Source organism: Streptomyces sp. AF1A (genome assembly GCF_047340315.1).
GTDB lineage: Bacteria > Actinomycetota > Actinomycetes > Streptomycetales > Streptomycetaceae > Streptomyces.
On sequence record NZ_JBLEBI010000191.1, the window covers coordinates 1 to 13102 of the forward strand.

Below are 13102 nucleotides of genomic sequence, written 5' to 3' on the forward strand. Positions count from 1 at the left end.
CTCGCCCGCGCCGGGCTGATCGACCACGTGCGCGGCAGCCGCTACCGGCTGCACGACCTGGTGCGCGCCTTCGCCCAGGCCCGGCTGCTGGACGAGGAGGACCCGGCCGAGCGCACGGCGGCGCAGGAACGGCTGATCGTGAACTACGCCGAGCTGGCCGACTCGGTGCTGCGCCTGGTCGACGGCAACACCTCGACGCGCTCGGACCGGTTCGACTCGCACGGCTTTCCCTCGCTGGACGAGGCGCTGCGCTGGCTGGACGACGAGTCCAGCTTCATCACGGCGGCCCTGCGCCAGTCCGAGGGCGTGAACCAGGCGGCCGTGCTGCATCTGCTGGGCGCGCTGTGCGACTACTGCCTGCTGCGCGGCGATCTGTACCGGCTCGGTGAGATCAGCGAGCTGACGCAGGCCGTGGACGAGGGGCTGCTGGTGCGGTCGGTGCAGTGGCGTACCGGGATCGCGGCGCGGCAGCTGGGCGAGCTGGACAAGGCGCGCACCACGCTGACCTCGGTGGTGGGCCTGTACCGGGAGGCCCACCACGACGCGGGGGCGGCCCGTGCCCTGTGCTCCCTCGGAATCACCCTGCACCACCAGGGCAACCTCACCGAGGCCGCCGCCCGGCTGCAGGAGGCGCTGGACCTGCAGGCCGCCCCGGATCTGGCGACCGACCGGGCCTGGACGATGCACGCGCTGGCGGCCGTGCAGCGCGACCGGGGCCTGCCGGCACAGGCGCTGGACCTGCTCACCCGCTCCCTGGTCCTGCACCGCGAGGGCGGCTCGGTGCACGGCGAGGCCTGGGCCCACTTCCAGCTCGGCCAGCTGGCGCTGCGGCTGGACGACGTGCCGCGCGCGGAGAGCGAGCTGCGGGCCGCCCTGGAGCGGTACGGCCGTACGCACGACGCGCGCGGGGAGGCGTGGGCGCTGACCCAGCTGGCCCGGGCCCGGCTGGTGGACGGCGACACCTCGTCCGCCGTCGGGTCCCTGCGGCAGGCCGCGGCCCGGCACCGGGAGAACGAGGACGCGCGCGGCGAGGCGTGGACGCTGTACTACCTGGGGCAGGCGCTGGAGGAGACCGGCGAGCTGGACCGGGCGGTCCGCGAGCTGGAGCGGTCCCGCACGATGTTCTCCCGGATCCGGGACGTCTACGGCCTCGCCTGCGCCCGGCACCACTCGGCCCGCGTCACCCGGGACCAGCGGGCCGCGCAGACGGGATCCCTGCGCAACTCGGGCTTCGCCCGCCAGCTGCTCGTGGACGCCCGCGCCGACTTCCAGCGGATTGGGGTCGCCCACGGCGAGGCCTGGACCTGCCTGGAGCTCGCGGTGGTCGACGCGGGCAACGCGCGCACCCAGCAGGCGCTGGAGCTGTGCGACGAGGCGCTGGGCCTGTTCGCCTCCTACGGCGACCGGCGCGGCGAGGACTGGGCGCGCTTCCTGCGCTGCACCCTGCTGCCGTACGCGGCGCCGGGCGGGGTGGAGGTGGGCACGGCGGTGGCGCAGGAGGAACTGGCCGAGCTGGCCCGTGCCGGGCACCCGCTGCGGGACGAGAAGCTCACCGACGGCCTGTCCGCGTACGCCCTGCTGCTGGAGCGGGGTGTCAGCCTGGAGGCAGGGTGGCAGGCCTGGCGTCTGCGCATGACTCCGGACCGCCACGCCCGGGAGGTGATGGGAGTGACGGTGCCGGCGACGCGCTGACGCCCCGGGTCAGCCCCGCTGCGCCGGGGAGTCGGCCGCGTTCCCGGCGGCCCCGGCCGGCTCCGCCCCGGTGTCCGGGGCCTCCTTGAAGTCGACCTTCTGCATGTGCTTGTTCATCGACTTCATCAGGCCCCACACCGCCAGGGCCAGCACCGCGAACACGATGAAGCCGAGGACGCCGGGGGTGACCTTGTTCTGGTCCACCTCCTTGGCGAGGGGGACGAGGGTCGTCACTGCGAGGCTCACGCTTGCGCTCATGTCAGGCATTGTCCCGGATGCCCGCGAAGAGGTCGTCCTCGGGGAGGGAGGTATCGACGAGCGACTTCGCCAGCTCGTACTCCTCCGTGGGCCAGACCTCCTTCTGCAGGTCCATCGGTACCCGGAACCAGCCGCCGTCCGGGTCGATCTGCGTGGCGTGCGCGATCAGCGCCTTGTCGCGGATCTCGAAGAAGTCCGCGCACGGGATGTGCGTGGTCAGCGTGCGCTCGGTGCGCTCCATCTCCGCCCAGCGCTTGAGCCACTCCCCGTACGGCGACTCCAGGCCCCGGGCGAGCATGGCCTTGTGCAGGGCCTCGGTGCGGGGACGGTTGAAGCCCTGGTTGTAGTAGAGCTTCAGCGGCTGGTAGGCGGGCCCGTACTCCCCCTCGGGGTACTTCTCGGTGTCCGCCGCGCCCTCGAAGGCCACCATCGAGATCTTGTGGGTCATGATGTGGTCGGGGTGCGGGTAGCCGCCGTTCTCGTCGTAGGTGGTGATCACCTGCGGGCGGAAGAAGCGGATCCGGCGCACCAGCTCGCCGGCCGCCTTGTCGACGTCCTCCAGGGCGAAGCAGCCCCCGGGCAGCGGCGGCAGCGGGTCGCCCTCGGGCAGACCGGAGTCGACGAAGCCGAGCCAGTCCTGCTTGACGCCGAGGATCTCGCGGGCCTCGTCCATCTCCTTCTTGCGCACATCGTGGATGTGCTCCTCGATGTAGGTGTCGCCCTGGAGCTTCGGATTGAGGATGGACCCGCGCTCTCCGCCGGTGCAGGTCACCACCAGCACGTCCACCCCCTCGGACACGTACTTCGCCATGGTGGCAGCGCCCTTGCTCGACTCGTCGTCGGGGTGCGCGTGAACGGCCATCAGTCGCAACTGATCAGTCAAGACTCAATCCTCGGTAGGTCGGCGCCCCCCGTGGCTCAGGGCGCGGTCGGCGGCTTCTATAGTGACCCAATCCGGTGGCGAATAATTCCGCGGAGAGGACGATCATGAGTACGGCGAGCACGCGGCTCCCCGAGGGCCGCTACGGCCGCTCCTCGGACGAGCGCGCCGACCGCAGGCTCAGGATCGCCGCGGCGGTGCTCGGCGCGATGCTGCTCGCCCTGGTCGGCTACTTCGGCTACCACTACGTCGTCGAGACCAGGATCAGCGCGCAGGTGATCACCTTCCAGGCCTCGGACAGCGCGGTCCAAGTGCATCTGGAGGTCCACAAGGACGCGGGGACCAGCGGCTACTGCACCCTGCGCTCGCAGGCGGCGGACGGCTCGGAGGTGGGCCGCGCGGACTTCCGCTTCAGCGGCCCGGCCACGCGGATCGACAAGGTCGTCACGCTGCGTACGACGGCCAAGGGCACCACGGCCGAGCTGCTCGGCTGCCACTCCGGCTGACGCGGCCCGAACACTCCACCGTCACTCGGAATACCAGGGCTCCGACCTGCGGTGATGTGATTCTGATGGGTTATGTCCTCCCCCTTCTGCCTGCGAATTGTTAGGCTCGTGGTTTCGCCCATCCAAGAGGGAACATTCTTCTGGGTAGGGCGATGCTTTGTATTCCCAGTACCGACGAGGAGCACCCTGTGACCCAGACCAGCGAGAACGTCACCTGGCTGACCCAGGAGGCGTACAACAAGCTCAAGGACGAGCTTGAGTACCTTACTGGTCCTGCGCGCACGGAGATCGCCGCCAAGATCGCGGCCGCGCGCGAGGAGGGCGACCTGCGTGAGAACGGCGGGTACCACGCGGCCAAGGAGGAGCAGGGCAAGCAGGAACTGCGCGTGCGCCAGCTGACCCAGCTCCTGGAGAACGCCAAGGTCGGCGAGCCGCCGGCCGCGGACGGTGCCGTCGCGCCGGGCATGGTCGTCACGATCGCCTTCGACGGCGACGAGGACGACACGCTGACGTTCCTGCTCGCGTCCCGCGAGTACGCGAGCGCCGACATCGAGACCTACTCGCCGCAGTCCCCGCTCGGCGCGGGCGTCACCGGCCACAAGGTCGGCGAGGACGCCGAGTACGAGCTGCCGAACGGCAAGAAGGCGTCGGTGAAGATCCTGAAGGCCGAGCCGTACTCCGGCTGACCGGCCTCCCTGCTGACTCGAGCCCCCGGCGTCCGCCGCGATCCACCGGACGCCGGGGGCTTCGTCATGCCCGGGGCGGCGTCATGCCGTGGCCGAGCGGTACTTGCGCACCGCCAGCGTCCGGAACACGGCGATGATCAGGACGGAGTAGATCAGCGAGGCCGCGACCGAGTGCTGCATCGGCCAGGCGGGCGCGGTGGACTGGCCGGGGCTGCCCATCAGGACGCGGGCCGCCTGGACGGTCGCGCTGAACGGGTTCCACTCCGCTATGTGGCGCAGCCAGGGGGTCATGTTGCTGATGTCCACGAAGGCGTTCGACAGGAACGTCACCGGGAAGAGCCAGATCAGACCGCCGGAGGTCGCCGCCTCGGGGGTGCGCACCGACAGGCCGATCAGGGCGCCGATCCAGGTGAACGCGTATCCGAGCAGGAGCAGCAGAGCGAAGGCGGCGAGGACCTTGCCGGCGTTGGTGTCCCGGTAGGTCCCGACCCGCCAGCCCACGAGCAGGGCGACGACGGCGAGGACCAGCAGGGTGAGCGCCGTCTGGACCATGTCGGCGAGGGTGCGGCCGGTCAGCACCGCGCCGCGCGCCATGGGCAGCGAGCGGAAGCGGTCGATCAGGCCCTTGTGCATGTCGTCGGCTATGCCGGCGCCGGAGCTCGCGGTGGCGAAGGTGACGGTCTGCGCGAAGATGCCGGCCATCAGGAAGTTCTTGTAGCCCTCGGCGCTGGTGCTGCCGTCGATCTTCATGGAGCCGCCGAAGACGTAGGTGAACAGCACCACGAACATGATGGGCTGGATGAGCCCGAAGATGACCATCTCCGGGATACGGGACATCCGGATCAGATTGCGCTTGGCGACGATCAGTGAATCCCGGACGGACCGGGTGAGGGGGTTGCCGGGTGGCGCGATGCGCACGGCCTCGGTGACGGAGCTCACTTCACGGCCTCCTTGCCGTTGTCTTGGTCCTGGTCGGCCGCTTCGGCCACGTGTCCGGTCAGGGAGAGGAAGACGTCGTCGAGCGTGGGGCGGCGCAGCCCGATGTCGTCCATCTCGATCCCGCGCGTGTCCAGCTCCCGGATGATCTCGGCGAGCAGCTTGGCGCCGCCGGTGACCGGGACCGTGAGCCTGCGGGTGTGTTCCTCGACCGTGGTCTCGCCCTTGCCGAAGCCGGCGAGGACCTCGGAGGCGGCGGCGATGTGCTCGCGGTCGTGCACCACGACCTCCACGCGCTCACCGCCGGTGCGGGCCTTGAGCTGGTCGGAGGTGCCCTTGGCGATGACCCGGCCGTGGTCGACCACCGCGATGTCGTGGGCGAGGTGGTCGGCCTCCTCCAGGTACTGGGTGGTGAGCAGCAACGTCGTGCCGCCGCTGACCAGCTGCTTGATGACGTCCCACAGCTGCTGGCGGTTGCGCGGGTCGAGGCCGGTGGTCGGCTCGTCCATGAACATCACCGGGGGCGAGACCACGAGGGCCGCGGCGAGGTCGAGGCGGCGGCGCATGCCCCCGGAGTAGGTCTTGGCGGGGCGGTCGGCGGCGTCCGCGAGGTGGAACTGCTCCAGCAGTTCGGACGCGCGCTGCTTGGCCGCCTTGGCCCTCATCTGGTAGAGCTGCCCGACCATCTGCAGGTTCTCCCGGCCGGTCAGGTACTCGTCGACCGCCGCGAACTGGCCGGAGAGGCCTATCGAGCGGCGGACCGCGTCCGGGTGCTTGAGCACGTCCACGCCGGCGACGACCGCGGTGCCGCTGTCGGGACGCAGCAGGGTGGTCAGGCAGCGGACGGCCGTCGTCTTGCCGGCGCCGTTCGGCCCCAGCAGGCCGAGGACCGTGCCCTCGGGCACGTCGAGGTCTACGCCGTCCAGTGCCCGTACATCGCCGAAGGTCTTCACCAGGCCTTCGGCATAGATGGCGCCTGGCATGTCTGTCTCCACGTCGTCGGGGATGGGTCGGGATGCGCGACACACCATAACGCGATGTATCGCGTCGCTCAATGGGCTTGCCCCCGGGATTACTCGAACGAGTGATCCCCCGGTCTGGACCTGCCCGGTCCGGTGCCCGGCCCCGGCCGGCGGCCGTGGGGCGCGGCCTCAGTCGATGACCGTGTAGCCCGCGTCCCGCAGCGCCTGGCCGACCTCGGCACAGTGCACCGGGCCCTTCGTCTCGAGGTGCAGCTCCACCTCCGCCTCCGTGAGCCCGAGCCGCGGATCGGTCCGTACGTGGCTCACGTCGAGGACATTAGCGTCGACCACCGACAACACCCCGAGAAGCGTGGCGAGGGCGCCCGGACGATCGGTCAGCCGGAGGCGAACGGCCAGGTAGCGGCCCTGCGCTGCCATGCCGTGCCGCAGCACGCGCTGCAGCAGCACCGGGTCGACGTTGCCGCCGGAGAGCACCGCGACGACCGGGCCCTCGACGACGCCCGGCTCCGCCAGCAGCGCCGCGACCGGGCTCGCCCCGGCCGGCTCCACGACCAGCTTGGCCCGCTCCAGGCACAGCAGCAGCGCGGCCGACAGCTGGTCCTCGCTGACCGTGCGCACCTCGTCGACCAGGTCCCGGACGATCGCGAACGGCACCTCGCCCGGGCGGCCCACCTTGATGCCGTCCGCCATCGTCGCCGGGTTCCGCAGGGCCACCGGGTGCCCCGCCGCCAGCGCGGGCGGGTAGGCCGCCGCGCCCTCCGCCTGCACACCGACGATCCTGACGTCCGGCCGGATCGCCTTCACCGCCACCGCGATCCCGGCGGCCAGCCCGCCGCCGCCCATCCCGACGACGATCGTGCGCACCTCCGGGCACTGCTCCAGGATCTCCAGGCCGACCGTGCCCTGCCCCGCGATGACGTCGGGATGGTCGAAGGGGTGGATGAGCACCGCGCCCGTCACGGCCGCGTACTCCTGGGCGGCGGCCAGCGACTCGTCGACCACCTGCCCGTGCAGCCGTACCTCGGCGCCGTACTCCCGGGTCGCGCTGATCTTCGGCAGCGGCGCGCCCCTCGGCATGAACACGGTGGCGTGCACGCCCAGCAGCGAGGAGGCGAGGGCCACGCCCTGCGCGTGGTTGCCGGCGCTCGCGGCGACGACGCCCGCGGCCCGCTCCTCCGGCAGCAGCCCGGCGATCCGCACATAGGCGCCGCGCAGCTTGAACGAGCCGGTCCGCTGCAGGTTCTCGCACTTCAGCTGCACCGGCGCGCCGACCAGCTGGGACAGGTGCCGGCTGCCTTCCATGGCGGTCACCCGCGCCACGCCCGAGAGCATCTTCTGGGCCCCGCGCACATCGTCGAGGGTGACGGAGCGCAAGGAGTCAGCCGTGCCGTAGCTCATGACTCCAGCATCGCAGTTCCCCCTCGCACACGGCGGGTGTGACCAAGCTCCGAGACCGGTTTGCGCAGCGCCGGTACGGCCCGGCGCCGGGCCGCGTACCCTGTCCCCCAACCCAGCAGCCCTTCATGAAGCGAGCCTCCGGCCATGCCCACAACACCTGAAATGTCGATGGACATGACGACCGTCGGTGACACCGGTCTTCTCGACACCCTCCAGCACGAGGTGGCGGTGTTCGCCCGCCGTGCCGAACAGACGCGGCTCGGCGGTGTGGGGCAGGTGCGCAACTCCATGGACCGCGCCGCCTACCTGCTGCTCAACCGCCTCGACAAGGAAGGCCCGATGGGCGTCAAGGCGCTGGCCGCGGGCATGGGGATCGACTCCTCCACGGTCACCCGGCAGGTGGCTCCCCTGGTCGACACCGGTCTCGTCAAGCGCACCTCGCACCCGGAGGACGGCCGCGCCGTGGTGTTGCAGCTGTCCCCCCGCGGGTCCGCCCGCCTGGAGGAGGTGCGCATGTCCCGGCGTCAGCTCATGGCCGAGCTGACGCACGACTGGGCCCCGGAGGAACGCGAGCAGTTCTGCGCGCTCCTGACGCGCTTCAACCACGCGCTGTCCGCGCGGACCGTGCAGGGCGTGCCCGCCGCGGAGCAGCCGCCCGCGACCTGAGCCGAACGGCGCACAGGAGCGGTCCCACGTCTTGACCCGGGGCCCTCGCTGGCCTCATATGAGACCGGGTCCTGTGTCGTACACGGTTCATCTGTCCGATACCGGACGGGACCCCTCATGGGGGAGGCGTGGTGCGTGATCGGCAGGTGTCCCATGGAGCCCGCCGGGCCCGGGAGTTCGAAACGTTCGTCGCGGGCGCGGCCGGGCGTCTGCTGCATGCCGCCACGCTGCTCACCGCGGAGCCGGCGGACGCCAACCCGCGCGCGCGGCGCCTGCTGACCCTGGCGCTCGGCCACACCTACGCCCGCTGGGACCGGCTGCGCGGCGAGGACCCGTACGACTGCGCTCGCCAGTACCTCGCCACCCGCTTCGCGCGCGCCGTCTGGCACCGGTACGGCCTCTTCGGGCGCGCCCGACCCGCCCCGCGCAGCCCGCTGGCCGCGCTCGGCCCGCAGGAGCGGCTGATCCTGGTGCTGCGGCTGTACGAGGGCGTCGCCGAGGAGCAGACGGCCGCGCTGCTCGGCCTGCCCGTGGACCGCGTCCACGCCATCTGCGACCGCGCGACGGCCACGGTGCTGCACCCGGCCCAGGTCGGCCCGCGCGCGGCGGGCGCGAAGGTGGCGCCGTCATGGAGCCTCGCGGGGCGTGCGGGGAGAGAGCGGTGAACCGGGCCGAACGCGAGGCCGCGGTCCGGCGGGTCATGGAGGAGCGGCCGGTTCCGGTGCCGCCGGAACTGCACGCGGAGGCAGTGCGGCGCGGCGAGCGCGTGCTGCGGCGCAGGCAGTTCGTGCGCCGGATGCTGTGGCTGCTGGCGTGCGCGGCGGCCGTCGCCTTCAGCGTGTGGGCCGCCCAGGTGCATCCGTGGGCGGAGCCGCCCTCGCAGACGACTCCACCCGTCACCGGCTGGTGACGCCGGGCGGCTAGCCGAGGGCCTGCTGCAGGTCCTCCAGCAGGTCGTCGACGTTCTCGATGCCCACCGACAGGCGCACCAGGTCGGCGGGTACCTCCAGCGCGGAGCCGGCCGCGGAGGCGTGCGTCATCCGGCCGGGGTGCTCGATGAGGGACTCGACCCCGCCGAGGGACTCGCCGAGGGTGAAGACCTTGGCGCGGTTGCACACCTCGACGGCGGCCTGCTCGCCGCCCTCGACCCGGAAGGACACCATGCCGCCGAACGCCCTCATCTGCTTGGCGGCGACCTCGTGCCCGGGGTGCTCGGGCAGGCCCGGGTACAGCACGCTCGTCACGCGCGCGTGCCGGGTCAGCATGTCGGCGATCTTCGTGGCGTTCTCGCTGTGCCGGTCCATGCGCACCGCGAGCGTCTTGGTGCCGCGCAGCACCAGCCAGGAGTCGAAGGGGCCGGCGACGGCGCCCATCGCGTTCTGGTGGTAGGCCAGCTCCTCGCCGAGAGCCTGGTCGGAGACGATCAGCGCGCCTCCGACCACGTCGGAGTGGCCGCCCATGTACTTGGTCAGGGAGTGCACGACGACGTCCGCACCGAGCGACAGCGGCTGCTGGAGGTAGGGCGTGGCGAACGTGTTGTCGACGACGAGCCGCGCGCCCGCGTCGTGGGCGACCGAGGCGACGGCGGCGATGTCGGTGATGCCGAGCAGCGGGTTGGAGGGGGTCTCCACCCAGACGGCCTTGGTCTTCGGGGTGATCGCGGCCCGCACGGCGGCCGGGTCGCTGGTGTCGGCGACGGACCACTCCACGCCCCAGCGGGTGGCGACCTTGGCGAAGAGGCGGAAGGTGCCGCCGTAGGCGTCGTTCGGGATGACGACGTGGTCGCCGGGGGTGAGGAGCGTGCGCAGCAGGGTGTCCTCGGCCGCGAGGCCGGACGCGAAGGCGAGGCCGCGGCGGCCGCCCTCCAGCGCGGCGAGGTTCTCCTCGAGGGCGGTGCGGGTCGGGTTGGCGCTGCGGCTGTACTCGTAGCCGCCGCGCAGCCCGCCGACGCCGTCCTGCTTGTAGGTCGAGACCTGGTAGATCGGCGGGACGACCGCGCCGGTGAGGGGATCCGCGGTGTTGCCCGCGTGGATCGCGAGGGTCTCGAAGTGCTGACTGATGTGCCTGTCGCTCATGTGCACCGAGCGTAGTGCGCCCGGCCGGATCCTGGCGCCCACCGGGCCCGCCGGGCCCACCGGGCCCGCGGGGCGCCGGTCCGCCGGGCGCGGGAGCCGGAGTTTTCCACAGGCCGGGGGCGGGGTTGGCCAACTGTCGGCGGCGTCTGGTTCGCTTGAGGCATGGCGATTCTCTGGCTGCTGATGGCGCTGCTCATGCTGAGCTTCGTGCTGATCCCGCTCGTGCGGCGCAGGCGCGGGGCGATCGAGCTGGTCTCCCCGGGTCACCCGGACGCCGCCGACCCGGCGGACTACGGCTTCCTGCGCCAGGAGGAGCTGGACGTGCGCCTGCCCGGCGCCGACCAGGACCTGCTGGACGTCCTGGACCTGGTGCAGCGCACCCGGGACTACCGGGCGGCGGCCCAGCTGCTGGCCGGTACCGGGATCGAGGGCGAGGCGCGCTGGCAGCGGGTGCAGGCCTTCGCGGGCGCGGCCGCGCTGGAACTGCAGCAGCAGCCCGGCGGGATACACCAGACGCCCGGCGGACAGTGGCTGAGGGTGTGGCGGGCCGAGCAGCCCAAGGACGCGGGCGCGGCCGCCGTGCACGCGGAGTTCCTCGTGCAGCAGGCGTGGCGCACGTCGACGCCCGGCACGGACGACTTCCGGATCATCATGGAGGAGGCCCGGGAGGCCTGCGGTCAGGCGGCCCTGCTGTCCCCCGGCGACCCGGTGCCGTACATCATCGAGCTGTCCGTCGCCCGCGGACTGGCCTACCCGCGGGCCGAGTTCGAGCAGCTGTGGCTGAAGATCCTCGACCGCGCCCCGCACCACATGGGCGCGCATCTGGCCGCGCTGCACTACTGGTGCGAGAAGTGGCACGGCTCGCGCGCGCAGGCGTACTCCTTCGCCGAGGCCGCCGCGGCCCGCGCCCCGCAGGGCTCGCTGCTCGCCGCGCTGCCGCTGTTCGCGGTCTTCGAGCACCTCCCCGAGGTGAACCTGGTGGCGAGCTTCTACCGGAGCGAGGTCGTCACCAAGGCCATGCACGGCGCGCTGCATGCGGTGCACGCCGCCCGCCCCGACGACCCGATGCTCGCGCACGTCCGCCATCTGCTGATCTTCTTCCTGGTGCGGGCCGAGCGCTGGGCGGAGGCCATGGAGCAACTGGTGCACGTCGACGGCCACGTCGGCGCGCTGCCCTGGATCCTGTCCGCCGACCCGGCCGCCGAGTTCGCCCTGTACCGCGCGCTGGCGGTGGCCGGTTACGAGGCCAACGGCGGCAGCCCCGCGACCCTGCCCGGCTGACCGGCCCGGGGCCCGCCCGCCATATCCGCATTGCCGTCCTGACCTGCGGTACGGCATACTCCGGCATCCCCCCACATCGCACGGCGCGCGCCGGCGGACGCCGGTCCCGCGCCGCGCCATGTCCTGTTTTCCGAGGTCCTGTGGGGGGATCAGCCCGATGGGCGCAACTCTGCGCGCGCTGTACGCGCTCGTGCTGCTGCTCGGCTTCTATCTGCTCAGTCTGGTCCTGCTGGCCGCGCTGATCGCTCTCGACGTCGTGGCGTTCCGGTGGGGCCACGGCCCGGTCGTCGCCAAGCTCGGCTTCATAACGGTATTGCTGGCGATTCCCGTGGTGCGCGGCATGTTCATGCTGCGCACCCCGAAGGGCGAGGAGCAGCCGGGAGTCGCGGTCACGGACGCCGAGGAGCCGCGGCTGTGGGCGCTGGTGCGGGACGCCGCGGCGGCGGCCGGCACCCGCGCCCCGGACCGGATCCTGCTCACCGGCGAGGTCAACGCGGCCGTCAGCGAGGACACGCGGCTGCTCGGCCTGCTGCCCGGCCCGCGCCGCCTCTACCTCGGGATGCCGCTGCTGAGCGGCCTCACCGAGGCGCAGCTGCGGGCCGTACTCGCCCACGAGTACGGGCACTTCACCGGTGGCGACACCCGGCTGTCGGCGCTCGTCGTGCGCGGCCGGGTGCAGATCGGCCGGGTCGTCGAGCAGTTCCACGCCAAGGCGGACGGCAAGGCGGCGGCCGAGCGGGCCCGGCAGGAGCAGGCCGCGGCCAAGCGGGTCGCCAAGGGCAGGAAGGCCAAGCAGGTCGACGCCTCCGGCGCCGGGGCGACGTACCGGATGATGGCGGCGGTCTACACCCTGTACGGCAAGCTCTACCTGCGCGCCTCGCTCGCCACCGCGCGCGGCCAGGAGTTCGCCGCCGACCTGGCCGCCGCCCGGATCGCCGGGCGCGACGCGACCGCGTCGGCGCTGCGCGAGATCCCGGTCCTGTCCGCCTCCCACGGCTTCTACCTCGACTCCTACGCCACGCTCGGTCTGCAGGCCGGGCTGCTGCCGCCGCGCGGCGAGTTCTTCGGCGGCTTCGGCAAGCTGCTGACGGCCCGTGAACAGGAACTCGTGAAGCTGCGGTCGGAACTGCCGGAGGAGCCGGCCTCGCCGTACGACTCCCACCCGCCGATCGCCGAGCGCGTGCGGCGGATCGAGGCGCTGCCCGCCGACGGGCGCGCCGAGGAAGCCAGGGGCGCGGCGCTCGCCCTGCTCACCGACCCGGGACGCACCCTCGCCGCGCTGGAGGACGCCGTCCTGACCGACGAGGTGCTCGCGTTCCGGCGCGCCGACGGCTGGGAGGAGCTGCTGGACGCCTCGATGGCCACGGGCCTGTCCGCCGCGCAGACCCCGCTGCACCAGGCGCTGGCCGCCCGCACCGGGCAGCCCGGGACGCTGCCCGCGCTGCTGAAGGTCATCGACGACGGCGGCCTGTGGCAGCTGGCGGAGCACCTGCCCCTGTCGGCGGAGGCGTCCGCCGCGCGGGGCCGGGCGTTCCGCGAGTTCGCGCGGCCCGTGCTGCGCCGGTCGCTGCGGACCATGGTGCTGGCCGAGTTCAGCGCGCGTTCGCAGCTGCGCTGGGAGTTCTCCTGGTCGCGCCCGGCCGCCGTGCGGCTGCCCGGCCGGGGCTCGGACTCCGACCAGGGCGACGGCCCGGAGGCGGCCCTGGACGCGGCGGTGGACGCGGCGCTCGCCGACCCCGGG

Annotated in this window: 14 protein-coding genes; 8 read left to right on the forward strand and 6 right to left on the reverse strand. The window is 72.5% G+C overall.

Annotated elements, in window-relative coordinates; translation table 11 throughout:
- A partial coding sequence (locus ACLU3S_RS31550) for a tetratricopeptide repeat protein (protein WP_413955391.1) occupies positions 1–1692 on the forward strand: 1692 nt, incomplete at its 5' end.
- 9 nt (positions 1693–1701) lie between these two features.
- On the opposite strand, the gene ACLU3S_RS31555 is transcribed toward ACLU3S_RS31550, so the two are convergent.
- A complete protein-coding gene (locus tag ACLU3S_RS31555) occupies positions 1702–1959 on the reverse strand; it encodes a hypothetical protein (protein WP_413955392.1) in 258 nt (85 codons plus the stop codon).
- Positions 1952–2833, reverse strand: coding sequence for a mycothiol conjugate amidase Mca (gene mca, locus ACLU3S_RS31560; RefSeq protein WP_413955393.1), 882 nt, complete (start codon positions 2831–2833; stop codon positions 1952–1954). Before mca ends, ACLU3S_RS31555 begins: the two co-directional genes overlap by 8 nt.
- A gap of 104 nt (positions 2834–2937) precedes the next feature.
- Here mca and ACLU3S_RS31565 point away from each other — a divergent pair, with 104 nt between their 5' ends.
- Together ACLU3S_RS31565 and greA are read left to right on the forward strand one after the other, a co-directional pair.
- Positions 2938–3336, forward strand: coding sequence for a DUF4307 domain-containing protein (locus tag ACLU3S_RS31565; protein ID WP_413955394.1), 399 nt, complete (start codon positions 2938–2940; stop codon positions 3334–3336).
- A gap of 188 nt (positions 3337–3524) precedes the next feature.
- Positions 3525–4022, forward strand: a complete 498-nt coding sequence (greA, locus tag ACLU3S_RS31570) for a transcription elongation factor GreA (protein ID WP_413955395.1) — start codon at positions 3525–3527, stop codon at positions 4020–4022.
- 81 nt (positions 4023–4103) lie between these two features.
- Here greA and ACLU3S_RS31575 read toward each other — a convergent pair whose 3' ends face one another.
- The 3 genes from ACLU3S_RS31575 to ilvA all read right to left on the reverse strand — a co-directional run bounded on the left by ACLU3S_RS31575 (position 4104) and on the right by ilvA (position 7339).
- On the reverse strand, positions 4104–4961 hold the full coding sequence (locus tag ACLU3S_RS31575; protein ID WP_413955396.1) for an ABC transporter permease: 858 nt from the start codon (positions 4959–4961) through the stop codon (positions 4104–4106).
- Complete coding sequence (locus ACLU3S_RS31580) at positions 4958–5941, reverse strand: ATP-binding cassette domain-containing protein (protein ID WP_413955397.1); 984 nt, start codon at positions 5939–5941, stop codon at positions 4958–4960. The genes ACLU3S_RS31575 and ACLU3S_RS31580 overlap by 4 nt, the downstream gene beginning before the upstream one ends.
- 168 nt (positions 5942–6109) lie before the next feature.
- Entirely contained in the window at positions 6110–7339 is a 1230-nt protein-coding gene (gene ilvA, locus ACLU3S_RS31585; protein ID WP_413955398.1) for a threonine ammonia-lyase, read from the reverse strand.
- Between the two features lie 162 nt (positions 7340–7501).
- Here ilvA and ACLU3S_RS31590 point away from each other — a divergent pair, with 162 nt between their 5' ends.
- The 3 genes from ACLU3S_RS31590 (at position 7502) to ACLU3S_RS31600 (ending at position 8915) form a co-directional block, all read left to right on the forward strand.
- The gene (locus tag ACLU3S_RS31590) at positions 7502–8005 is read left to right on the forward strand and encodes a MarR family winged helix-turn-helix transcriptional regulator (protein ID WP_413955404.1); all 504 of its coding nucleotides are present in this window, start codon (positions 7502–7504) and stop codon (positions 8003–8005) included.
- Positions 8006–8136: 131 nt separating this feature from the next.
- Entirely contained in the window at positions 8137–8670 is a 534-nt protein-coding gene (locus ACLU3S_RS31595) for a sigma factor-like helix-turn-helix DNA-binding protein (RefSeq protein ID WP_413955399.1), read from the forward strand.
- Positions 8667–8915 (forward strand): hypothetical protein, encoded by a 249-nt coding sequence (locus tag ACLU3S_RS31600; RefSeq protein WP_413955400.1) that lies wholly within the window; start codon positions 8667–8669, stop codon positions 8913–8915. The genes ACLU3S_RS31595 and ACLU3S_RS31600 overlap by 4 nt, the downstream gene beginning before the upstream one ends.
- A 10-nt stretch (positions 8916–8925) precedes the next feature.
- Here ACLU3S_RS31600 and ACLU3S_RS31605 read toward each other — a convergent pair whose 3' ends face one another.
- Positions 8926–10080: a cystathionine gamma-synthase gene (locus ACLU3S_RS31605; RefSeq protein ID WP_413955401.1), complete on the reverse strand. Its 1155-nt coding sequence runs from the start codon at positions 10078–10080 to the stop codon at positions 8926–8928.
- 162 nt (positions 10081–10242) lie between these two features.
- Here ACLU3S_RS31605 and ACLU3S_RS31610 point away from each other — a divergent pair, with 162 nt between their 5' ends.
- Both ACLU3S_RS31610 and ACLU3S_RS31615 read left to right on the forward strand, forming a co-directional pair.
- Positions 10243–11361: a hypothetical protein gene (locus ACLU3S_RS31610; RefSeq protein ID WP_413955402.1), complete on the forward strand. Its 1119-nt coding sequence runs from the start codon at positions 10243–10245 to the stop codon at positions 11359–11361.
- A gap of 157 nt (positions 11362–11518) precedes the next feature.
- A partial coding sequence (locus ACLU3S_RS31615) for a M48 family metalloprotease (RefSeq protein ID WP_413955403.1) occupies positions 11519–13102 on the forward strand: 1584 nt, incomplete at its 3' end.

Excerpts from the sequence above, each read along its gene's own strand:
- ACLU3S_RS31555 (WP_413955392.1), bottom strand. The coding sequence starts at position 1,959 with ATGCCTGACATGAGCGCAAGCGTGAGCCTCGCAGTGACGACCCTCGTC.
- ACLU3S_RS31565 (WP_413955394.1), top strand. The coding sequence starts at position 2,938 with ATGAGTACGGCGAGCACGCGGCTCCCCGAGGGCCGCTACGGCCGCTCC.
- ACLU3S_RS31580 (WP_413955397.1), bottom strand. The coding sequence starts at position 5,941 with ATGCCAGGCGCCATCTATGCCGAAGGCCTGGTGAAGACCTTCGGCGAT.
- ilvA (WP_413955398.1), bottom strand. The coding sequence starts at position 7,339 with ATGAGCTACGGCACGGCTGACTCCTTGCGCTCCGTCACCCTCGACGAT.
- ACLU3S_RS31590 (WP_413955404.1), top strand. The coding sequence starts at position 7,502 with ATGTCGATGGACATGACGACCGTCGGTGACACCGGTCTTCTCGACACC.
- ACLU3S_RS31605 (WP_413955401.1), bottom strand. The coding sequence starts at position 10,080 with ATGAGCGACAGGCACATCAGTCAGCACTTCGAGACCCTCGCGATCCAC.
- ACLU3S_RS31610 (WP_413955402.1), top strand. The coding sequence starts at position 10,243 with ATGGCGATTCTCTGGCTGCTGATGGCGCTGCTCATGCTGAGCTTCGTG.